The sequence below is a fragment of the Arthrobacter sp. JUb119 genome (genome assembly GCF_024807995.1).
Taxonomy (GTDB): Bacteria; Actinomycetota; Actinomycetes; order Actinomycetales; family Micrococcaceae; genus Glutamicibacter.
Map to the genome: position 1 here is coordinate 372,216 of NZ_JANUFE010000003.1, position 22,145 is coordinate 394,360.

23 protein-coding genes are annotated in these 22,145 nt (G+C 61.9%); 7 read left to right on the plus strand and 16 right to left on the minus strand.

Annotation, left to right across the window (positions count from 1 at the left end; all coding sequences use genetic code 11):
• Positions 1-27: 27 nt before the first annotated feature.
• Together cycA and M2368_RS10680 are read left to right on the plus strand one after the other, a co-directional pair.
• Positions 28-1,530 (plus strand): D-serine/D-alanine/glycine transporter, encoded by a 1,503-nt coding sequence (gene cycA / locus M2368_RS10675; protein WP_105656110.1) that lies wholly within the window; start codon positions 28-30, stop codon positions 1,528-1,530.
• Positions 1,531-1,698: 168 nt separating this feature from the next.
• On the plus strand, positions 1,699-2,022 hold the full coding sequence (locus M2368_RS10680; protein ID WP_166650861.1) for a 4a-hydroxytetrahydrobiopterin dehydratase: 324 nt from the start codon (positions 1,699-1,701) through the stop codon (positions 2,020-2,022).
• Here M2368_RS10680 and M2368_RS10685 read toward each other — a convergent pair.
• From M2368_RS10685 to M2368_RS10700, 4 genes are all read right to left on the minus strand, one after another.
• Positions 2,006-3,061: an FUSC family protein gene (locus M2368_RS10685; RefSeq protein ID WP_332502702.1), complete on the minus strand. Its 1,056-nt coding sequence runs from the start codon at positions 3,059-3,061 to the stop codon at positions 2,006-2,008. The genes M2368_RS10680 and M2368_RS10685 overlap by 17 nt on opposite strands.
• Positions 3,058-3,510 (minus strand): MarR family winged helix-turn-helix transcriptional regulator, encoded by a 453-nt coding sequence (locus M2368_RS10690; protein ID WP_105662061.1) that lies wholly within the window; start codon positions 3,508-3,510, stop codon positions 3,058-3,060. The genes M2368_RS10685 and M2368_RS10690 overlap by 4 nt, the downstream gene beginning before the upstream one ends.
• Before the next feature lie 170 nt (positions 3,511-3,680).
• Positions 3,681-5,204, minus strand: a complete 1,524-nt coding sequence (locus tag M2368_RS10695) for a GMC family oxidoreductase (protein ID WP_332489047.1) — start codon at positions 5,202-5,204, stop codon at positions 3,681-3,683.
• A gap of 127 nt (positions 5,205-5,331) precedes the next feature.
• Positions 5,332-6,309 (minus strand): EamA family transporter, encoded by a 978-nt coding sequence (locus M2368_RS10700; RefSeq protein WP_105656105.1) that lies wholly within the window; start codon positions 6,307-6,309, stop codon positions 5,332-5,334.
• Positions 6,310-6,433: 124 nt separating this feature from the next.
• On the opposite strand from M2368_RS10700, the gene M2368_RS10705 reads away from it, so the two are divergent.
• Entirely contained in the window at positions 6,434-6,985 is a 552-nt protein-coding gene (locus M2368_RS10705) for a CGNR zinc finger domain-containing protein (RefSeq protein ID WP_105656104.1), read from the plus strand.
• 251 nt (positions 6,986-7,236) lie between these two features.
• Positions 7,237-7,545 (plus strand): hypothetical protein, encoded by a 309-nt coding sequence (locus tag M2368_RS10710; protein ID WP_105656103.1) that lies wholly within the window; start codon positions 7,237-7,239, stop codon positions 7,543-7,545.
• Between the two features lie 16 nt (positions 7,546-7,561).
• On the opposite strand, the gene rraA is transcribed toward M2368_RS10710, so the two are convergent.
• From rraA to M2368_RS10740, 6 genes are all read right to left on the minus strand, one after another.
• A complete protein-coding gene (rraA, locus tag M2368_RS10715; RefSeq protein ID WP_332502708.1) occupies positions 7,562-8,038 on the minus strand; it encodes a ribonuclease E activity regulator RraA in 477 nt (158 codons plus the stop codon).
• 83 nt (positions 8,039-8,121) lie between these two features.
• A complete protein-coding gene (locus M2368_RS10720; protein ID WP_286134064.1) occupies positions 8,122-9,516 on the minus strand; it encodes an amino acid permease in 1,395 nt (464 codons plus the stop codon).
• Positions 9,517-9,723: 207 nt separating this feature from the next.
• Positions 9,724-10,017, minus strand: coding sequence for a hypothetical protein (locus M2368_RS10725; RefSeq protein ID WP_286134039.1), 294 nt, complete (start codon positions 10,015-10,017; stop codon positions 9,724-9,726).
• 38 nt (positions 10,018-10,055) lie between these two features.
• Complete coding sequence (locus M2368_RS10730) at positions 10,056-10,649, minus strand: DUF308 domain-containing protein (RefSeq protein ID WP_105662065.1); 594 nt, start codon at positions 10,647-10,649, stop codon at positions 10,056-10,058.
• Between the two features lie 56 nt (positions 10,650-10,705).
• Positions 10,706-11,926, minus strand: a complete 1,221-nt coding sequence (locus tag M2368_RS10735; protein WP_332489048.1) for an alpha-hydroxy acid oxidase — start codon at positions 11,924-11,926, stop codon at positions 10,706-10,708.
• A 34-nt stretch (positions 11,927-11,960) separates the two neighbouring features.
• Positions 11,961-13,274, minus strand: a complete 1,314-nt coding sequence (locus M2368_RS10740) for an MFS transporter (RefSeq protein WP_498724438.1) — start codon at positions 13,272-13,274, stop codon at positions 11,961-11,963.
• Between the two features lie 130 nt (positions 13,275-13,404).
• On the opposite strand from M2368_RS10740, the gene M2368_RS10745 reads away from it, so the two are divergent.
• The gene (locus M2368_RS10745; RefSeq protein WP_105656097.1) at positions 13,405-14,040 is read left to right on the plus strand and encodes a GntR family transcriptional regulator; all 636 of its coding nucleotides are present in this window, start codon (positions 13,405-13,407) and stop codon (positions 14,038-14,040) included.
• Between the two features lie 58 nt (positions 14,041-14,098).
• Positions 14,099-14,311, plus strand: a complete 213-nt coding sequence (locus tag M2368_RS10750) for a hypothetical protein (RefSeq protein ID WP_498724439.1) — start codon at positions 14,099-14,101, stop codon at positions 14,309-14,311.
• Between the two features lie 130 nt (positions 14,312-14,441).
• Here the strand turns inward: M2368_RS10750 and M2368_RS10755 are convergent, their stop codons facing one another.
• Entirely contained in the window at positions 14,442-15,782 is a 1,341-nt protein-coding gene (locus M2368_RS10755) for an MATE family efflux transporter (RefSeq protein ID WP_498724441.1), read from the minus strand.
• 152 nt (positions 15,783-15,934) lie between these two features.
• On the opposite strand from M2368_RS10755, the gene M2368_RS10760 reads away from it, so the two are divergent.
• A complete protein-coding gene (locus M2368_RS10760; RefSeq protein ID WP_498724442.1) occupies positions 15,935-16,768 on the plus strand; it encodes an MBL fold metallo-hydrolase in 834 nt (277 codons plus the stop codon).
• 41 nt (positions 16,769-16,809) lie between these two features.
• Here M2368_RS10760 and M2368_RS10765 read toward each other — a convergent pair whose 3' ends face one another.
• From M2368_RS10765 to M2368_RS10785, 5 genes are all read right to left on the minus strand, one after another.
• Complete coding sequence (locus M2368_RS10765) at positions 16,810-18,009, minus strand: MFS transporter (protein WP_498724443.1); 1,200 nt, start codon at positions 18,007-18,009, stop codon at positions 16,810-16,812.
• A 3-nt stretch (positions 18,010-18,012) separates the two neighbouring features.
• Entirely contained in the window at positions 18,013-18,783 is a 771-nt protein-coding gene (locus tag M2368_RS10770) for a CPBP family intramembrane glutamic endopeptidase (protein ID WP_105662070.1), read from the minus strand.
• A 138-nt stretch (positions 18,784-18,921) separates the two neighbouring features.
• Positions 18,922-19,686, minus strand: coding sequence for an aquaporin Z (gene aqpZ, locus M2368_RS10775; RefSeq protein ID WP_498724444.1), 765 nt, complete (start codon positions 19,684-19,686; stop codon positions 18,922-18,924).
• A 158-nt stretch (positions 19,687-19,844) separates the two neighbouring features.
• Complete coding sequence (locus M2368_RS10780) at positions 19,845-20,834, minus strand: FUSC family protein (RefSeq protein WP_498724445.1); 990 nt, start codon at positions 20,832-20,834, stop codon at positions 19,845-19,847.
• 269 nt (positions 20,835-21,103) lie between these two features.
• Complete coding sequence (locus tag M2368_RS10785) at positions 21,104-22,027, minus strand: LysR family transcriptional regulator (RefSeq protein WP_208294295.1); 924 nt, start codon at positions 22,025-22,027, stop codon at positions 21,104-21,106.
• Positions 22,028-22,145: the final 118 nt, after the last annotated feature.

Sequence of the window (22,145 nt, forward strand, 5' to 3'; positions counted from 1 at the left end):
ACACCACACTCCTGGAAGGCAATCAGCATGAGTACCACCAGTTCTGGCCCCGCACTCGAACGAGGGCTCTCCAATCGTCACATCCAGCTGATCGCCATTGGCGGCGCCATCGGCACCGGCTTGTTCATGGGCTCCGGCAAGACCATCTCGGTAGCCGGCCCGTCGGTCATCTTCGTCTACATGATCATTGGCTTCATGCTGTTCTTCGTCATGCGCGCCATGGGCGAACTGCTGTTGAGCAACCTGAACTACAAGAGCTTCGCCGACTTCGCCGGCGACCTGTTAGGCCCTTGGGCCGCATTCTTTACCGGCTGGACCTACTGGTTCTGCTGGGTTGTCACCGGCATCGCCGACGTCGTGGCCATCGCCCATTATGTCGCCTTCTGGTGGGGCGATTTGCCGCTATGGATCCCGGCACTGGCCTGTATCGTACTGCTGCTGGTTCTGAACCTGGCGACAGTGAAGGCTTTTGGCGAAACCGAATTCTGGTTCTCGCTGATCAAGATCGTCGCCATCGGCGCACTGATCGTGGTTGGCCTGGTTATGGTGATCACCGGTTTCGAGCACAACGGTGCTTCTTCATCCTTCGCTAACCTGTGGAACGACGGCGGCATGTTCCCGACCGGCTTCATGGGCTTCGTAGCCGGTTTCCAGATCGCGGTCTTCGCCTTCGTTGGCATTGAGCTGGTTGGCACCACCGCGGCGGAAACCAAGGACCCCGAAAAGACCCTGCCCAAGGCAATCAACTCGATTCCTGTCCGCATCCTGTTCTTCTACGTTGGCGCGCTGATCATCCTGATGGCCGTGACCCCCTGGGATCTGTTCTCCGCTGCGCAATCGCCATTCGTGGGCATGTTCGCCCTGGCCGGTCTGGCTGGCGCCGCTGGCATCATCAACTTCGTGGTCCTTACCTCGGCGGCTTCGAGCGCCAACTCGGGTATCTACTCGACCTCCCGCATGCTCCGTGGCCTGTCCATGGAAGGCGATGCACCGAAGACGTTCACCAAGCTGTCAGGCCGCAAGGTTCCGCGCAACGCCCTGATGTTCTCCTGCATGTTCCTGCTGGCCGGCGTCGCACTGCTCTACGGCGGCGATTCGGTCATGGGAGCATTTACACTGGTCACCACCGTCTCGGCCCTGTGCTTCATGTTCGTCTGGACCATCATCCTGCTCAGCTACCTGGTCTTCCGTGCTCGTCGCCCGCACCTGCACGACGCATCGAAGTTCAAGGTCCCTGGCGGCAGCTTCATGCCATATGTTGTGCTGGCATTCTTCGGCTTCATCTTGTGGGCCCTGACCACCCAGACCGATACCCTCATGGCTATGGCCATTACCCCGATCTGGTTCCTGATCCTGGCTGCAGGCTACCTGGTCATCCGCCGCAACCCCCAGCACCAGGCACTGCGCGCCGCGCACCTGGCCAAGGTGGCGCACGAACGCTATGAGGCCTCCGCCTACCGTGATGCGGAATCCTTCGCCAAGCGCGAAGCGGAAACCGCCGCACAGGTTGCCGAGGACATCCGCCAGTAGCCCGAGCACTTGACAGCTCTCTCAGCCGGGCCCCGGCATCACCAGATGCCGGGGCCTAACTGCATAGTCGCTGGGATCGCTACCGCAATAGCCGGGGTCGATGCGATCATGATGGCAGGCAGCAACCACTTGCATAGTCCGACCCGCTGCCGCTTGGAGGAGAGAACCATGGCATCAACCGGTCCGTTACCGCGCTTCGAATTCGATCAGAGGCTGGGCGCCTTGCCTGATTGGAAGCGTGATGACTTGGGTTTGCGGGCCGCTTACCGTTTCGATTGCGCGAGCACGGCCTTGCAGTTCATTGTCCAGGTAGGCCTGCGCGCCGAGCAGGACAACCGGCATCCGCACCTGGAGTGGCGGGTTACCATCGTCGAGCTGCGCCTAACGCACAACCAGCCCGAGCATCTGGGAACACTGGACCTGGAATTAGCCCGCCATATCTCCATCGAGGCCGGCAAGCTCGAAGCGCAGGTTGTCACCGAGCACTGGTAGCCCCCGGCGTTCGGCCTTGGCGGCGGCGGGCCACCAGCAGCGAAATGGCGATGCTCTGCACCGCACCCACCAAAGCGCCCAGCGCCGTCATGGAAATGCGGTCGATGAGCAGGGACGCGGCCGGTTCAGGGCTGACCAGGTGGACCATGAGCAGTGCGGTGACCGTCATGAATACCATCCCCACCGCATAGTTGCGCAGAATCACCAGCTCGATGACGAACTGCGAGGCCAGCGCAGCGGCCAGGATTACCCAGACCGGGGAATCGAAGGCGAAAACTATTGCGGTCAGCGCTACGCCAATGCAGGTGCCTGCGCAGCGCTGCAGCCCGCGGGCTACCCGCGCATAGGCATCAGCGCCGGTGACTGCGGCGATCGCGCCGAGACTGGCCCAGTACCAGTGGCCGTCGCTGAGCAGATGCCCTGCGATTCCCGCCAGCAGCACGCCCGTGCCCATTTGGAGCGATTGGGCCATGGCCCGGCGCGAGGGCGACCAGGCGTATCCGGAGCGCAGGGTATGAAGCAGGTTGGCTTTGCGCATCGACAGGCCAAGCATCAGCAGCATGCTGAAGGCCATTGTTCCGCCGCCGGCCAGCAGCACCCCGGTGAAGCTTTGCGAAGTGGCCGGGATGCCCAGGCAGGCGCCGCCGGCGAAGACCGCGAAGACCGGTCCCGGCGGCATCCAGCGCGTGGCATGGGAGACGTAGTTGGCGCCAAAACCAATGAATGCCAGCACGAGCACGCGTACCGGGAACGGTGCCTCGATGAGCGAAAAATAGGTGCCCAGCAGCATTGCGGCCAGTTGCACGATACCTGCCGAGAGCTGCTGCCAGAAACGCGGCGCGTACGCGTCGAAACGGCCGAAGACCGCGCAGAAGGCGCCGAACGCTGCATACATTGCCCAGTCAAGGCGGCCAAGGCCGGCCAACAGGATCAGCGGCGCGGCCAGGCTGATCGTCGCCTTGGCTGCCGGGATGAGCGACGGGCGGTGAGGGGCCACGACGACGCTGCGCTGCACTATTTCTTCTAAGTGGCGCTTCACTGGCGTGCCTCGCCGTCCTGCGTAGCGACCAGCTGCAGCAAGGCGCGCAGCTGCTCCCGCTGCGGCTCATCCAATGCGCCGAAGACCTTGGCTTCGTTATGCGAGGCAGCCTCCATCGCCCGGGCAGCGAATTTCCGGCCCTCGGGAGTCAGCGTGATGACGTTGCGGCGGCGGTCCTCCGGATCAACTTCGCGTTCCAGGATCCCACGGCTCGACAGCTGATCGAGGTAGGCCACCAGATGGCCGCGGTTCACATTCGAGCGATCTGCCAAGTCGTTCTGGGAGATGCCGCCGAACTCCTCCAGCGCGCAGATGATGGTGAAATGATGCCGGGACAAGGACTCGGATTCCATCAGCTCGGTGAGCTCCTGGGTGCCGATGCGTCCGGCTCGGGCGGTGAGATAGCTCAGCGAGTTCCATTGGAACTGCGGAATCCGGTGTTCGTTCATCCCTTCAAAATATCATTTCAGCTTGAAACGATTTCGCCCTGAAGCAGTTTATTCGATGTATCTCACACGCAGCTGGCGCGCGTTCCATCGCCAGCTGCGGTCCACGGAATCGTCGTCTTTTGGAAGGTGAGGGCTCGTTCTCCTTGGCCACGGCCATAGTGCGCCGCCTGTCAGAGCCGAAGATCAGCCAGGAGGAATTTGGCGCCCAGTTCGCCGATGAGGATGGCCGGGGCATTGGTGTTGCCGGTGGTGATCTTGGGCATGATCGAGGCATCGATGACGCGCAGCCCTTCCAAGCCGCGTACCCGCAGCTGCGGATCCACCACGGCCTGCGCATCCGTGCCCATGCGGCAGGTACCCACCTGGTGGTGGTAGGTCACGACGTTGTTCCGAATGTAATCCTCCAGCTGCTCATCGCCGCGTATTTCTTCGCCCGGGTAGATTTCCCTCGCTCCCCAGTCCCCGGCCAAGGCATCTTGCTCCACCATCGCGCGGCATTGCTTCATCGATACCAGGAATGCCTGCATATCCCGCGGATCATCCAGCGCATTCAAATCGATGTTCACTGGGTCATCCAGGCCGGGCCCGCCCAGGGTGATTTCGCCGCGGCTGTGCGGGGTGACGATCCCGGAGTGCAAGGTGAAGGCAGTGCCGTCGACCGGTTCCATGCCCGGGGAGTACATGGGCACGGCGAAGAAGATCGGCTGGGTGTCCGGGCGATCCAGGCCCTCGCGGGATCGGGTGAACATGTGCGATTGCGAGACGGAGACCCCGGCACGCGGGGCGGGTATCGCGCGGGTGGTGGTTTCGGCAATCACCGGTGCCAGCAGGTGGTCATGCAGGTTCTTTCCGACCTGATCCAGCTCATGCAGCGGCATGACGCCCGCGGCTTCGAGCTCGGCCACCGGGCCGATGCCTGAGCGCAACAGGATTTGCGGGGATCCCAGGGCACCGGCGCTGAGCACCACCTCATCCGCGCGCAGCTCCTGCAGCTGCCCGCCGATCCGATAGCGCACGCCTACCGCGGATCCGGATTCGAGGATCACCGAATGCACCTCGGCATCCGTGATGATTTCCATGCGCTCGCGCACCGGCTTCAGATAGGCCTTCCAGGTGTTGATGCGTTCGCCGCCAGCAACGTTGATCTGCTCCTTGGAAACGCCTTCCAGCTGCTCGCCGTTGTAGTCGGGATTGAACCGGATTCCGGACTGCACCGCGGCGTCGATAATTGACTGGTGGATCTCATCCAGCTCGTAGTCGTTGTCCACCGGCACCAGCCCATCGCTGCCGTGGAATTCGCTGGCGCCGCCAGAGAAGTTCTCGATTTCCTTGTAGATCGGCAGGACATTCTTCCAGGCCCACTGCTCGCCGCAGTCCTTGGCCCAGTCATCGAAATCCTGCGGGGCGCAGCGCACCCAGATGGTCGCATTCAGCGCGTGGGAACCGCCGAGCACCTTGCCCCGTGGCAGGTGCATCGGCTTGTTCGCTGCCCCGGCCATCGGGACGGTGTGGTAATCCCAGTCGTCCTTGCTATGCCACAGCTCGCCCATGCGCGAGAGGTCGTGGATGGCAGGGTTGGTGTCCTCGGAGCCAGCTTCGAACAAGGTCACCCGCGCCCCGGCATCCACGAGCCGGCGCGCGACCACCGAGCCAGCCGAACCTGCGCCTACGACTATGACCGACTTGCTGCCCATGGGTATTCCTCCAGCTAGGATGCCTGCGAAACTTGTTTCTCCCAGCCTGTACAGGCCAGCGGGTTTTCCCTTGGCATCCGGCGCACAACAATTGGCATCGCGTGCGCGTTTTTACCCTACGGGCCGCTTAGATCCCCTTGCGTGCCGCACGCAGTTCATCGACACGCACCAGCACCACGCCGCACACAATCAGCAGGCCGCCGAACAGCTGCACCGCACCCGGCAGCTCGGAGAGCAGCAGCCAAGCCCACAGCACCGCGAAAAGCACCTCGGTCAAGGAGATGAAGCTGGCCACCTTGGACCCCAGTTCCCGGGCGGCCATCACACCGGTGGTGTATGAGAACACGGTGGCGATCAGGATCAGCCCGGTCAAGGCCAACCACCACGGGGTTTCATATCCAGCAAATGATCCGCTGCCGGCGGCCCACTGCATTGGAAGGATTCCCAAGCCGCCAACCAGCAGCATGGTTAGCGCGCCAACGGCCATGCCACCGGCCGACAGCATGATGGGTGGCAGCGCGCCATCGACCTTGGCGCTAATGAAGAAGTAGACCGTCAGGCCCACCGCTGCCCCCAAGCCCCAGAGCACGCCGATCGGATCAATCCGCGTGGTGCCGGTCAGATCCAGCACCGCCACCAGGCCCGCCAATGACAATAGGGTGCCAGCGATCGTTGCCGCCGACGGGCGCTTCTGGTGCTTGGCCCAGAGCACCAGCACGATGAGCACCGGAGCCAGATACTCCAGCAGCAAAGCCACCCCGACATCCAAGCGCTGCACCGCCAAGAAATAGCACAGCTGGCAGGCTCCCACTCCAAACAATCCGAAGAGCACAATCGACACCCAGTTGGTGCGCAGCAACGTCCAGCGGCCGCGCATCGCCAGGACCGCAGGGATCGCCAGGACCAGCGCGGCGCCGGCCATGCGTGCGGCCACGGCCGCAGTGGGACTCCACCCTGCTTCGAAAAGCCCCTTGGCGAAGGAGCCGGAAATCCCGAAGGCCGCGGAGGATGCCAGCGCAATCCAGATCCCCCGGGACTGGCTTTGACGCAGTACTGGACTGCCGGCAGTGGCGGCCGGAAGGCCGGAATCAGACAGGTCGCTCATGAGGGTCTTTGAAGTCTTTCGCGAAGAATTTCATGCCGCCGTTCAGGGGCAAATGAGGGTATGAGCATGACGATACGGTTAGGCTTGAGTGGCAGTCAATCTACCCAGCTTCCAGGAACGAATTATGACCTTTGCACCAGATATCGAAGCTTCATTGAAGTCCGTGGTGAACCTTCTGAATACCGAGGTGCAAATCGTGGATATGCTCTCCACCGTCGCTGATCTCGATGAGTTCCTTGATGCCGAGAATTTCGAAGGCTCCCGCGCGCACAACCAGGCAGAGCTTCGCTCCATTCGCCAGTTGCGTTCCCAGCTGAAGAACATCTGGATAGGTACCGAAGAAGAATCCGTCTTCCGGGTCAATGCGATCCTGCGCAATGCCAACGCCCAGCCTCAATTGATCAAGAGCGAATCGCTGGGTTACCACCTGCACGCCACCACCAACAGCACCCCGCTCTACGACCGCATGGCCGTGGACGCCGCGATGGCACTGGCGGAAGTGATCCGCTCCGGCGGATTGCAGCGTCTGCGGATCTGCGCCTCGGAGGACTGCGAGGCGGCCCTGCTGGATCTGTCGCGCAACCGCTCCAAGCTGTACTGCGATACCGGCAACTGCGCCAACCGCGAGCACGTGCGCGCCTACCGTGCGCGCAAAGCCGGAAAACGTATCGACTAGCCAGAACCCCGACACTGAGCACACCAAGTCTAGTTTCGTCCGTGATCGGCCAGCGCCCCTGCGCACTTCATCGCCGCAGCGTGGCCGAGTAGCTCGCTGCGGCCTCGGGACCACCGCCCATCCCCATGACCAGCGGCCAGCACGTGGCCAAACTGTCGTTGGGCGATGCCCCTCGCCTTTTACCTTGCCCGGGCCATATGATGAACACACAACCGGGATACCGGCAGTTGCAGTAGTGGAAGGGGCAGGTCATGACTCAGGAAACCCACGCTTCGGATGATTACGAGGCACGGATAGAAGCAGCTGAGAGCGGACCATTGAAAGCCGCGGCCCGCTGGGTTGTAGCTCTGGCTTCTGCCACGCTGGGCGATGCCGAGTACGAAGCGAACGAGCCCCAGGTAGTCGTGCATTCCCGCCAAGACGATTCGGTACTGCTGCGCATGACAACCTCCAGTCTCGAAGAAGCTGAGCGGCTGATCGTCCAGATCCGCGCGGATTTGGAGGCCTTGGGCACCGAGGAGTTCAAAGCGGAATGGGAAGGCGCAGGCGACAAGCCCTAGCTGGATGGGCTAGCGGCTAGTTTTCGACAAGAATCCCGTCGATATCCGCATACACCATCGCGCCCGGTCGGACCTTCACATCCCCGATGCTGATCACTTCATCCACCGAACCGTGCGAGCGCTTGACGGTTTTGCGTGGGTTGCTGCCTAGTGCCTTGATCCCGAGTTCCATTTCAGCCAGTGCCGCACGGTCGCGTACGGCGCCGCTGATGATGACCCCGGCCCAGCCATTGGCTTCGGCATTCGCGGCAATCATGTCACCCATCAGGGCGTAACGCAGGGATGCTCCCCCATCGACCACGAGCACTGCGCCATTGCCCGGGAAGCTCAGGATCTCCTTGACCAGGCCGTTGTCCTCATGGCACTTCACGGTACGTGCCGGCCCGTGGAAGGACAGCCGCCCGCCGAAGTCCTGGAATTGAGCCGAGACGGACTGCAGTGCATCCCCCTGCTGGTCGTAGAGGTCGGCGGTGCTGATCGGTTCCTGGTGCATGGTGTTTCCTTCATGAGCTGCGATAGTGGTCCACCACACAGCTTAGCCCGCAGTGCCCGCAACCCCAGCGCATGACGAAAGTGTCAGAGATTCAGTTCCGCTTCATAGGCCTTGGCGTCCAAGGCGCCGAGGCGCGAATTGCGGCGGCCGAAGCCCAGATAGATCGCAGCTCCCACAGCCATCCAGATGGCGAAGACCAGCCAGGTGATGCCAGCCAGGTTGAACATCAGGAACAGGCAGGCAGCGATGCCCAGAATCGGGGTCACCGGATACAGCGGGACGCGGAAGGTCCGCGGGGTATCCGGCTGGGTTTTGCGCAGGTACATTACCGAGACACCTACCAACGAGAAGGCGAACAGGGTGCCGATGCTGGTCGCTTCGGCCAGCTGGCCCAGAGGTATCAGCGAGGCGGCAATGGCCACGACCGCGCCGGTGACGTAGGTGCCGATGACCGGGGTGCGGGTGCTGGGCGAAACCTTGGCGAAGAAGCGAGGGATCAAGCCGTCGCGGCCCATGGAGAGCAGGATGCGGGTCTGCCCGTACAAGGTGGTCAGCACCACCGAGACGATCGCGATCACCGAGGCCAGGGCGAAAGCCAAGACCATCCACTTCTGTCCGGTGATTTCGGAAACAATCTGCACCAGGGCGGCTTCTGACTCGGCGAACCAGTTCCACTCCCGGGCGCCAATGGCAGCTACGGCAACCAGCACGTAAATGGTGGTTACCAGCACCATGGCGATCATGATCGCCCGCGGCAGGTCCTTCTGCGGATTCTTGGCTTCCTCGCCGGCGGTCGAGGCCGCGTCGAAGCCGATGTAGGAGAAGAAGACCATGGACGCTGCCCCGGTCACGCCCGCGGCGCCCATGGGCAGCAGCGGAGCGAAGTTCCCGGCATTGAAAGCGGTGAAGGCGACCACCACGAAGAAGACGAGGATGGCGATCTTCACGATCACCATGACGGTGTTGGCCAGCGCCGATTCGCGGGCACCGCGTACCAGCAGCAGGGTCGCCAAGATGACCACGATCAATGCCGAGAGGTTGATGACGCCGCCGTCGCCCGGGCCGGCGGCCAGGGCTTGGGGCAAAGCCAAGCCGAAGATCTCCAGCGTCTGGTTCACGTAGGCGCCGGCACCCACCGCCACCGCTGCCGCGGAAACTGCGTATTCCAAGACCAGGCACCAACCGCACACCCAGGCCATGCCTTCGCCCAGCGTGGCGTAGGAATAGGAATAGCTGGAGCCGGAGACCGGGACCATGCCCGCCATTTCGGCATAGGAGACCGCCGAAAGCAGCGCGGTGATGCCGGCCAGCACGAAGGCGATCCAGATCGCCGGGCCGGCGACCGGAACGGCAGATCCGAGGATCACCAGGATGCCGGTGCCCAGGGTGGCTCCGACGGAGATCATGACCAGCTGGGTGACGCCCAGCGAGCGCTTGAGCGTCCCGAGCCCGGCGTTGTTCGCGGCGTCGTTGGCCATCGCCTGGATGGACTTGCGCCGTCGCAGCTGCTTGCCCAGTGGGGTGCGGCCATGCTGATCAGAGATACTCGTGCTACTCACTTGAAATCCTTGGTGCGTGCTTGAGGCGTCCTGCCTCGATCAATTGGCCCGGCAAACGACAACGCGCTGGGACTATCTGTGGATGGACAGTCCCAGCGCGTCATGCCGCGTGGCTAAGCTTTATTATCAGTCTTCAAACTTCTTGTCCGGGTTGGATGAGGATCGGTTTACCCCGGTCCCCTTTCCCAGGTCAGGATCATTGTCCTTGGCAGCCATGGTCATCACCGAGATGACCAGCAGGCTTGCGACAAAGGCGATGCCGAAACAGGCCAAACCGATATCGAAGCGCAAGGGATTCTGCGATCCGCCGGTGGAGCTAACCAAGCCGACCACGCCGGCGACGATGGCCAGGATCAGCGAGAAGCTCAGTGGGCCCTTGATTGACTGGCTCCACGGTTGCTTCTTCTTGTTGTTTCCCACCAGGAACTCCGTTTCTACTTTTACTGCAGACCTAAAGACTAGTTGCTTTCCTGGTCCGGCGAATTGATCGTGGTCGGGGCGGCTGCCTTCATTTCATGGCGATGGCCGAAGGCGGCAATCAGCGCGAAAACGGCCAGAACGATAGTTCCGCCGCCAATCAGGCCGAACAATGCGTGCGCATCCATGCCACCGCTGAAGCACAGCGAAATGGCCAAGATCACGCCCACCGCGCCGGTAACCAGCTGGTTCCTGAACGGCGGGAAGGCCTCGCGATGCTTGGCAAAGACGATGAGCTCGGCAATGCCTCCGGCCAGGAATGCAAAGGCACCCACATAGCCGACCCAGGCAATCGAGCTGACGAAGATGGTGGCAATACCAGCCAGAAGCATCAGTCCCGCACCCAGCGCGTAGGGGGCGCGCGACTTCTCCGGCGCGCTTTCCACAGATACGTACTGCCACATGAACACGCCAGTGACAACGAGGAACGCTGCCGTGGAGTAAGTGACAACCTTGTCATCTGCGCCGATCCAGAAAATCGACATCAGGGCATAGGCCAGGGCTGTCAGGCCGCGCAGGAAGACTGGGCGGAAAACTTCTGAAGCTTGAACTGGGGTGGTTTTTGGTGCAGGCACAATTTCTATTCTACCGCTCATAGAACTAACCGCCACTTCGCCCGGGGTTAATCACATCAGCCACGGCGGCGAATCAGCGACTGGTCCAGATCCCCGATGCTCGCCGCGCCCATCAGCTGCATAGTCACTTCCACTTCCTTGGCCAGCAATTCGATGGCACGGCTGACGCCTTCCTCTCCCCCAGCCATCAGGCCGTAGAGGTAGGCGCGGCCAATCAGCACGAAGTCCGCTCCGGCACACAGCGCGGCGACAATGTCCGCGCCGGACATGATGCCCGAATCCATGATGATTTCCATGTCCTCACCGACTTCGGCACGCACTTCGCCCAAGGCCTCGAAGGCGATCGGCGCGCGGTCCAGCTGCCGTCCGCCGTGATTGGAGACCACCAGTCCGTCAGCACCGGCGGCCTGTGCCTTGGCAGCGTCTTCGCTGGTGAGCACGCCCTTGACGAAAAGCTGGCCCTTCCACAGCTCGCGGATCCATTTCAGATCCTCGAAGTCCAAGGAGGAATCGAACATGGAGTTGATGATCGTTGGCAGGTCTGCCGACGTATCCGACAGCGATGCGAACTTCAGCGAATCGGTGGTCAGAAAGTTGTACCACCATTCGGGTCGGTACGACGCATCGAGCACGGTCTTCACGGTCAATTCCGGCGGGATCTTCATGCCGTTGCGGGTATCGCGGTGGCGCTGGCCGGCTACCGGGGTGTCCACGGTGACCAGCAAGGTGTCATAGCCCGCTGCAGCAGCACGTTCCACCAGCGCCCTGGACTTTTCCCGGTCCTTCCACAGATAGAGCTGGAACCATTTGCGGCCCTCGGGTGCCGCCTCGGCGACCTCCTCGATGGATCGGGTGCCCATGGTGGACAGGCTGAAGGGAATCCCTGCTTTCTGGGCAGCCCGCGAGCCGCCGATTTCGCCCTCGGAGTGCATGAAGCGGGTGAAACCGGTGGGGGCGATGCCGAAGGGCAATGCCGATGGGGCACCGGCAATGGTGGTGGAAAGATCCGACTGCGCGGTTCCGTGCAGGATTCGCGGCAACAGCTCAACGCTGTCGAACACCGCTCGGGCGCGGGTCGCGGTGATTTCTCGCCCGGCAGCGCCATCGACATAGTCGAAGGCCGCGGCGGGGGTGCGGCGCTTGGCGATCTTGCGCAGATCCCAGATGTCGGCGGCACCGGCCAGCCGGGCGGCGCGAGGGCTAGTGGAGGGGAGCTTGAACTTCATCAGGCTGACCAGTTCGGCCACGTCGGGCAGTTGGCGCTTGAGATTACCCATGGATTGTTCCTTTACTTCGGTGGAAATTGCCGGTCTAGTACAGGGTGCGCGAGCTTGCGCGGGTGCCGATGAAGATTGCAATGGCCGAGGACAGGCAGCACAGCGCCAGGTATCCCGCTGGCATCGCGATGGAGCCGTTGCCCGCCTGCAAGAGCGCAGCGGCAATCAGCGGCGAGAGCCCAGCGACGATGGCGCCGTTCAGTTCGCGCGCGATGGCAATCCCGGAGAAGCGCACCGAGACGGGGAACAGCTCGGTGAGGAAGGCCCCTTGGGCACCGGAAGTGCACGGGATCACCAGCGCGTAGCCGGCGGCGATGCCCAGGAACCCGAGGGCGAACTCGCCGGTGGAGATCAGTGCGAAGATCGGGAAAGCGAGGACCAAGCCTGAAATGTTTCCCGCCGCCAGCACCTTGGAAGCGCCGAACCGATCGGCCAGCCAACCGCCCACCGGCGTGAGCACCACGGAGACCAATGAGCCCAGGGTCACCGCCAGCAGCGCATGGCTGCGTTCCATGCCGCTGGTGACCATCAGGCTCAGCGCGAAGACCGCAAGGATGTAGTTCACCGCGTTGTGCCCGGTGATGGCCAGGAAGCCCAGGGCCACGCGGCGCCAGTGCGCGGCGAAAACCTGCACGATGGGGAGCTTGGCCTGCTGCTGCTCGGCACGGGCCGAGGCCATGGCGGCGGCATAGTCAGGGGTCTCTTCCAGCTTGTTGCGGATGTAGATGGCCACGACGAACAGCAGTGCCGAGACCAGGAATGGGATGCGCCAGGCCCACCCGAGCAGTACCTCGTCACCGGCCAGCGAGACCAGGAAGAAGCACACGGTGGCCAGGGCGATGCCCAGTGGCGGGGTGGAGAGCACCAGCGAGGTGTAGAACCCGCGTTTTTTCGGTTCCACGTATTCGGCCACCAGCGTCATCGCCCCGGTCAGTTCCGCGCCAGCGCCGAAGCCCTGGATCAGGCGCAGCAGCACCAGCAGGCCCACGGACCACACGCCCCAGGTCTGGGCGGTAGGCAGCAGGCCGATGCCCACCGTGGCGATACCCATCAGGATGACCGAGAGCAGCATAGCTGGCCGACGGCCGAACCTGTCCCCCAGGTGGCCGATGAGCACACCGCCCAGCGGGCGGGCCACGAAGCCCACCGCGAAGGTCGCAAAGGACGCGATCGAGGCCGCCGCTTCTCCGGCTCCGGCGAAGAACAGCGGACCGATCACCACCGATGCGGCCGCGCCATACAGCGCGTAGTCGTACCATTCAATGGCCGTGCCGAAGACAGAGGCGAACAGGGCCCGGCGCCGGTTGCGCGCTTGCTGCGTGCTGGCAGAGTTCTGGGTGATCGGCACAGTCGTAGTCCTTGCGATAAAGTGGTGTTCCGTAAGATACCTGAAATATATTTCATCCCAGACTAGAGTGTTGCCCAGAGCGATAGCTAGATCAGGTCGCCAAGTTACGCCCCTTAGGAATCGGAAAACCATGGCCAGCTCGCTCTCCGAACAGCTCACGCTCACCTTGCGCGAACGCATCAACCGCGGGGAACTTGCCCCGGGAAGCCTGATCATCGAACCGGCACTGGCCCAGGAGTTCGAGGTCTCCAAGACCCCGGTGCGCGAGTCCCTGCGCCAGCTCACCAGCGAGGGCCTGCTGCAGGTGCTGCCCAAGAAGGGCTATCTGGTTCGCGCCATCTCGATGAATGATGTCTATGAAGTCCTGGAACTGCGCAGCTTGCTCGAACCGCATGTGGCAGGACAGGTAGCCAGCATGCATTCGGCCGCGCTTGTGGTTTCCCTGGCCGGGCACCTTGAAGCCCAGCAAAAGCTGGCGGTCTCCGACCCCATTGCCTCCATGCATGCCGCCCAGTGCTTCCATAGCGAACTGGCCGCGGCTTCGCGCAACTCCCGCATTGTGGACAGCCTGGAGAACTGCTTCACGCAAACCGCCCGAGCCCACTACGTCTTGCCTTCCATGCAGCCATACATGTCCCAATCGGACGAGCTGGCCGAGCACCAGTCGATCTTTGCCGCCATACAGAATTCAGATCCTTCAGCGGCCGCCGAGGCCATGACGCTGCATCTGGAATCCATCCGCCGAGCCATGCTGGGACATCACTAGCGGCCAACCACTGGTGCATCATGGGCAAGGCACACAGCATCGCCGTGCTTGCAGGCAGATGATGCCCGATAACCGGATTGAGCGGCTTGGCGTGCATGACTCGCTCTTCTCCTGCGCCGTGGGCAGCCTGCTGCAATTCCGCCAGCCAGGGGACGTGGACTTCTTCGTGGTCCGCGAGAACATCTTCGAAGGCATCGAACGCGAGACCCTCGTCCGGGAAACGGCAATGACCCGTACCGGTATCGGCCGCACCCTCAGTCCAACGCACTAGTCGTTGCCCAGCCCGGATCCGGGTGGCCGAGGCACGACCAGTTCACTGCACCATGCGGTCGCCCATGAGATTGCCGCCCAGGCAATGAAGCTCCAGGGTAATCGCTGGCGAGCGGCCTGGTGGCCTGGGTTCAGCTGCCCAACCGCATCCAAGCGCTGTTCCTGGCACGCAGGGACAGGCTCACTCCGCGAGCTGCCATGTAGCCGATGGCGAAAGCAACCCAGATCCACAAAATCGCTGACGTGGAATCCTTGGCAAAGACCTGAACCGCCCAGAGCATCGGCACGTAGAGAACAAGGTTCGCTACGCCTACCAACCCGAGATAGCGGGCATCCCCCGCACCGATGAGCACGCCGTCCAGCACGAACACCAAACCGCACAACGGCTGGGACAATGCCAGCACCCACAGCCCAACGGTGGTCAGCTGGCGGATCTGCTCATCCGGGGTGAAGATCATCGGGAAGACCCACGAGGTGGCAAGCAGCAGGATCCCGGTGACCACGCCGAAGCAGATGCCCCAGCGGCTCATGATCCCGGTGAGCTTGCGGACCTGCTCTGCATCCCCGCGGCCCAGCTCCTGGCCAATCATGGCCTGGGCCGCAATAGCCAACGCATCCAGTGCAAAGGCCAGGAAACTGAAGATCGTGAAGACCAGCTGGTGCGCTGCCAGTGTCTGGGTGCCGGCGTTGGTGGCGACAAGAACCGTGAGGAGCAACGCCGCGCGCATGCTCAGGTTGCGCAGCATCAACCAGGAACCGACTTGCCCGGTGGAAATGAACCCGGACCAACTCGGCGCCACGGAAATTCCTTGCTTGCGGATTCTTGGCAAGATCATCCACAAATACACCACCGCCATCATCCACTGGGCGATCGATGTGCCAAGCGCGGCACCGGCTACGGACATATCGGCCCAGTAGACCAGCACGAAGTTCAGGACGATATTCAATCCGAAGCCAGCGGTGGCCACGATCAACGGTGTTTTCGTGTCCTGCATGCCACGCAGCACGCCGGTGGCTGCCAGGACCAGCAGCATCGCGGTCAGGCCAGGCATCGAGTACCTGATGTAGTCGACGGCGAATCCAGCGGTTTCCCCTTCGCCGCCCATCAAGCCCACAAGCCGATCGGCACTGAAGTATCCGAGCAGCGAAAGCGCCACCCCGAGGACTACGGCAAACCACATGCCATCACGGCCCGCCGCCATGGCCTTGCCGGGGTTGCCAGCGCCCAGGGCTCTGGCTACAGCTGGCGTGGTGGCATAGGCCAAGAAGATCATCAACCCCACCGCAGTGTGCAGCACCGTGGTGCCCAGTGCGGCGCCGGCCAGCTCGGCCACGCCAAGGTGGCCCACGATGGCCGAATCGGCCATCAAGAACAGCGGCTCGGCGATCAAAGCACCCAAGGCGGGAACTGCCAAGGCAAGGATCTGCCGGGCCAAGCTCCGCGGGGATTCGGTGGGGGTTGAAGGATTCACAACCTCAACTCTACGAAGCAGAGTGGACTTTCACCATTTGCTTGCGCGCAGGAGGATTCCCGGTGCAGTCCTCTTTCCTGCGTCCGGAGCGAGTACTAGGTTTGGAAGCAAGCAGGGCACAGCCAGCACCGCCACCAGAAAACAGGTTTCCCATGGGACAAGAACATATTGGCCATTGGCAATGCGCGGGTTGCGCCGTGGAGTTCCCGCCGGGCCCGCAACCCACCGGCACCTGCCCCATCTGCGCCGATGAACGCCAGTACATTCCGGGCGGAATCCAGCGTTGGGTGCGCACCGAAGACCTGGCAGCAGCCGGCCACCAGCTGACGATCAGTTCGCTGGAGCCGGGACTGAATGCGATTGCTTCTCCCGAAATCGGCATAGGCCAAAGCTCCTTGCTCGTTGAGACCACCGCGGGCAACCTGCTCTTCGACGTGCCCGGGCTGATTACCGGAGAAATCATTGATTGGCTGGATAGCCGCGGAAAGCTGGCGGCCATTGTGGCGAGCCATCCGCACATGTACGGGGTGCAGCAGCAATACAGCCAGGCGCTGGGTGATGCGCCGATCCTCGTCGCCGAGAAAGATGCGCAGTGGGTCCAGTATTCCTCAGCCGCCGTCAGGACCTGGTCCCAGCCTTTTGAGGTGCTACCCGGGATCAGGCTGATGCAGCTCGGCGGCCACTTCCCGGGCAGCACTGCGGCTGTTTGGGAAGCAGGAGCCGATGGCCGCGGAGTCCTGCTGGCTGGCGACGCGATTTTCCCCGTGGCCGATGGCAATGCGACCTTCTTGCGCAGCTACCCCAACCGCATCCCGCTCTCGGCTGCCGTGGTGCGGCGCATGGCCAAGGATCTGGAGCCGGTGAAGTTCGACCGCCTCTACAATAACTTCGCCGCCTGCATCCAGGCCGATGCCCACCGGGTGGTCCAGTTCTCTGCGGAACGCTATGCCAGGTGGGTATCAGGAGAATTCGACGATCTGACCTGATATTTCGCGCAAAGTTGAGTATTCCGAATGCGGAATATGAATTATCCGCGAAGGGATGGGTCCCTTTTGGAGAGCAAGGAAGCCATGATCAGGGCAACCACCTGCAACGCGCCAACGCAGAGCACGACGCTGGCCCAGCCGTAGTGCATGAAGGGGATGCCGATGAGCCAGCCAAGCAGTGACGAGCCCACGTAGTAGAACAAGTTGTACAGGCTGGAGGCCTGCGCCCTGGCTTCGGTGGCCAGCACCGGCACCCACCCGCTGGCGACCGCGTGGGCCGCGAAGAATCCAGCGGTGAAGATCAGCAACCCGCTGATGATCACGACCAGGTTCCCGGCCAGGGTCAGCAGCAAGCCCAGGGCGCTGGTGAGAATGCTGATGCGCGGGGTATTTCGCCGTCCAGCCTTGGCGACGAGTTTGCTGCTGGCCACCGAGGTGTAGGTTCCAGAAAGGTAGGCCAAGAAGACCAGTGCCGCCCACGAAGCCGGAATCAGGTAGGGCGGTGCTTCCAGCCGGAAAGCCAGGTAGTTGTAGACGGCCACGAATCCGCCCATGAGCAAGAATCCCTGGGCATAGACCAGTGCCATTTTGCCGTGCAATGCATGTGCGAACTTCTTGGCGATGCTGCGCAGGTTCTGGCCGTGGATGGGGTCGAAGCCCTGGGCGCTGGGCGCCTTGAACAGGAAGAAGAGCGTCGCCAGGCCGGCCATGATGCTCACTGCCGCGACCCCCCAGCGCCAGCCGGCGGGGTCTGCGACAAAGCTGGCGACCAAGCGTCCGGCCAGCCCGCCAAGGGTGGTGCCGGAGATATAGGTGCCGCTGGCCACGGCAACGGCTCGCGGATTGACCTCGTCAACGAGGAAGGCCAGTGCAGAGCCGGGAACACCTGCCAAGGCAATTCCCTCGAAGAACCGGATCGCCACCAGGAACTCGAAGCTTGGCGACAGGCAGCTGAGCAGTCCCAGGGCAACCGAAGAGATCAGGGCGATGCTGATGACCTTGCGGCGCCCGACGCGGTCGGAAATGATGGCCCATGGAGTCACGGCCAACGCCAGCCCCAGGGTCGCTGATGAAACGGCAAGTGCCGTGTGCGAAGAGGTGATGTGGAAATAGCCGGCGATCACCGGCAGCAGCCCCTGCACCGCATAGAGCTGGGAGAACGTGGCAACGCCGCCGGCAAAAAGCGCCAGCAGCATGCCCCGATAGGCGGGGGTGTTCGGTTCGAGTCCGGTAAATGCCACTGCCTAGGCTCCCACAGGAAGCAGCGGGTAGATCAGGTACACCACCAGCAACGCTACTGCATTGTTAATGACATGCAGCATGTAGGAGTAGGCCAGCGACTTGCCGCTGAGGATGTAGGCAACACCCATCATGACGCCCAGCATGAAGTACGGCACGACCTCCAGCCACGAGCCGATGCCCGCGCCAATGAAGTGGATGCTGGCGAACAGCACCGTGGAGATCAGTGCGCAAATCCAGACGTTGAGCTTGCGTGAAAGCTTGCCGATGAGCAGATGGCGGAACAGGTATTCCTCGACGAATGGGCCGAAGAGCGCAGTGACCACCAGCATGACCGGCAGCGGCACCGTTCCGGCCATGGATTCCAGGGCCGCCTGGTTCTCGCTGGTGGCCGCTTGGCCCGTCAAGGCGGCGATGATTCCGTTGGCCATGATGGTCAGGAACCAGCCACCGGGCAGCATCAGCCATTTGGCCCAGGGGTGGTAGCGCATGGTCTTGAACGACTCGAAGAACTGCGGACCGCACTGGATCATCGCGAGAATGAAGAAGGTGACATACAGGATCAGGTTGATCCCGAACAGCGCCTGTTCCTGGGTGGAGAAGGCGCCCATGTAGCCAGGGATCAAGCCGATGAGGCCTGCTGCGCCCCCGACAAAGAAGACGAGGTAGGCAAGAACTGTCCAGAAGTCGCCCTTGGTGAATTGCCCGGCGTTGAAGACGCGTTGCTTGGGCCGCGGAGCCGAATAGGGGTTCATGTACTCTGGCCGTTGTTGCATATGACAAGCCTAATCGCCTTCCATGTGGATTTCCCAAGTTCATCGTTCCACGTGAAAGGACGAACCCAGTCCAGCCGACGTCGAAGTCTGCTGGACTGGGTTCAGCGAGCTGCGGTAACCGCGAGCTCCCATCATCTGCTAGTTCTTGTCGAAACCTTCGCGACCCTTGTCCACGAAGGCCGGGAAGAGCACCTTGTAGCTGACACCGGCAATGACCGCACCGATAACCGGTGCCAGGATAAACAGCCATACCTGGCCCAAGGCTTCCGGGCCGGCGAACCATGCGACGCCCAGGGAACGTGCCGGGTTGACCGAGGTATTGGTGATGGGAATGGACACCAGGTGGATCAGGGTCAATGACAGGCCGATAGCGATCGGCGCGAAACCCTGCGGCGCGCGCTTGTCGGTGGAGCCGAGGATCACGTACAGGAAGATCGCAGTCAAAACGATCTCTGCGACCAGTGCCGCAACCAGCGAATAGCCATCTGGCGATCGCTCCCCATAGCCATTGGAAGCGAAACCGGATTCGACTGCGTTGAATCCGTCCTTGCCCGAAGCGATCCAGAACAGCACGGCACCCGCCACCGAAGCAGCGACGATCTGCGTGACGATGTACGGGAGGACATCCTTCCACGGGGTGCGCCCGGCAAAGGCCGTGCCCAGGGTGACGGCAGGGTTGAAATGGCCGCCGGAGATATGCCCTACTGCGTACGCCATGATCAGCACAGTGAAACCGAAAGCCAGAGCTACGCCCAGGAATCCGATGCCCATGTTCACGGTTTCATCTGCGATGACCTTGGCTGCGAAGATCGCTGAACCACAGCCACCGAAGACCAGCACGAATGTGCCCAAGAATTCTGCCGATAGTTTTGCGCCAACAGTTGGCACAGCTGCATCTGACATGCTTTTTCCTTATCCTCGATGAATTATGCGAGTTCAAGGCCAGCTTATGTCCTGCCGATGGGGCTGCGGTAGGCCTGCGGCTACTTAATAGATCTCGTTCGTCTTATTTTTCTTCTGGGTTCATGCTTCTGATCTGCCGCGCCGCAGTTGCGGCGTTTCTAGATCGTGGTTCGGGGCTGCCGTTCGAAAATTGAAGCGGCCGCAATGCCGACAACGACACCGAGAAGATTTCCCATAGCGCAGTCCCACACCATCTGGGATCCGCTCTTCGGATTAGCCAGCTGAAGCATCAGGATAATCAGCGGCGTGAAAAAGCTGAGGGCAAGGCCGTAGTTCCGGACCATATAGGCCTCGGTTGGGAACATCAGCAAGATGATGCAGCAGCCGATCATCAGTTCGCTGGGAGTCAGGGCCGTGATCCCAAACAACACGCCTATACCGGCCACGGTTCCCCCGATGCGGTGAGCCCCACGTCGCAACCGTCCCCGGGCATTGCCGACGGCAAGCGGAACGGCCGCCCCGGCCATGGTCCATTGGAGATGCTCGACCTGCAGAGTAATCCCGACAGCTCCAGCTAGGAAGACAACTATCAGGTAGGTGCATGCCCTGCGCAGGATGCGGGGCCATGGAATCGCGAGGCCTTCCGAGCCGCACTCTTCCACTCGTCCGAAGCGTGCGGCTTGGCCGAGCAGGATGCTGAACAGAGCGGTGGCGACGAACGCGGCCAGGCCATCAAGGGCGGGAAGTTCCCCCACCGGCAAAGTTCCCAACGCACCAAACGCAAAGAGCGGAAAGAAGGCACCGCCGGGCTTGAGCCCATATCGATCAGCGATCAATGAGCTGAAGGCCGCCCAGAACAATCCTCCGGCAAGCAGCGTCCACCCGCGCATACCCAAGGGGGCCATGGCGATCCCGCAAATTCCCGCACACAGCATCAGTGCAGCTCCGAGCACCTGGTCCTTCAGTCGCTGCGAGCGATGCGGATTTCGGCCGTACATCCCGACAATGGAGCCGAAAACAGCGTAGGCAAGGAGGTCCGTTCTGCCAATCAGCAGCAGTGCAATCCCCGGAAGTCCCAATCCGAGGCCTACGCGCAGGGCCGGGCGGATCTCTGGGCTGTGCGAAATGGCGAAGAGCTGCCAATTCACGAGCGAACCGCGCGTGAATTTGAACTTACCAATGGCTGTGGAGACCGGAGCTGCTCTGCCTGCCGTCATCATGGAATCCCGAGTCGTCCTGGCAATTATCTGATTGCCTGCATCCCTCGGATCCCATGGTGCCTCAAGATGGTCAGGTTCCACTGTTCTCTCCGCTCCCAGTTGCACGGCCCAATTCCTAAGCGACTTGGGGTCTGGTTCTAGGTTCAGGGATTACCATTGATCAGATCCAATAATTAGATCCGATGATTCAGTAAGTGCTACTTATGATTCCTGCTGAGATGCATATCGACCGCAGGGAATGTGCTAGAAATTATCTTTTCGAGCGCCTGCGACATCAGGGTTAATGGACTGCTGTCTTCCATTACAAGAGAAATTTGCGAGGTAACTTGCGGATCATCCAGCCTGTAAAGCTCAATACCAGGCAGAGCTCCCAAGGGTGGCAACCACTGGCGCGGAACTATGCTGGCCCAGTTCCCGGTGGACACATGCGCGAGCAACGTGACTATCGAGTCGCATTCGATTCGCGGCGAGACTACCAGATCGTGCCGGCTGAGCGTCTGGTCGAGGACCTGGCGCCCTCGAAGAGATGAGTCGAGGAGGCATAAGGGCAACTCCAACGCCGTCGCCCAAGCCGTCGTTGCGCCCTCGGGGAGCATCCCCGGCGCAGTGAGCAGCACATGTTCCTCGGCATAGAGCGGATAGACCAGCAGTCCAGCTAGGTCCTGCGGCTCCGCGTAGATAAGGCCCGCGTCAAGCTCGTAGTTCCTGATCTGACGGACGATGTCCGCCGAATGGAGACTCGCCTGGACGTTGATGCCCACTTGCGGATGCGCACGGGCAAACTTGTCGGTGAGGGTTGCAACAGTTGAAGAGGCAGCAGGAACCGTTCCCAATCGAAGTGTTCCGTTCAGGCCATTCTCGTAATGGGAGATTTCCTGTCTCAGCGAGGCATGGTCTTTCAGGATTTTCCGAGCCCATTTGAGAACCGTCTCGCCTTCAACGGTCAGTCCTTGGAAGGCATGGCCCCGGCGGACCAATGGCGCGCCCAGTTCCTTTTCGAGTTTTCGAATGCCCTCTGATAATGCTGGCTGGGAGACCGCGCATTCTTCAGCTGCCCGGGCAAAATGTCCCTCATTGGCCAGTGCCACCAGATATTCCAACTGTCTAAGCATCATGTTCATATTGCATCATTTCCTGCAGGAACAAATGCTATCGATGGCCTGGGGGCGTGCCGCAGCGGTTCGATCAGAAGCAGGCCTGGCAATGCAAAAAGACCCCGGCACCGGCAGTGAAAATCTG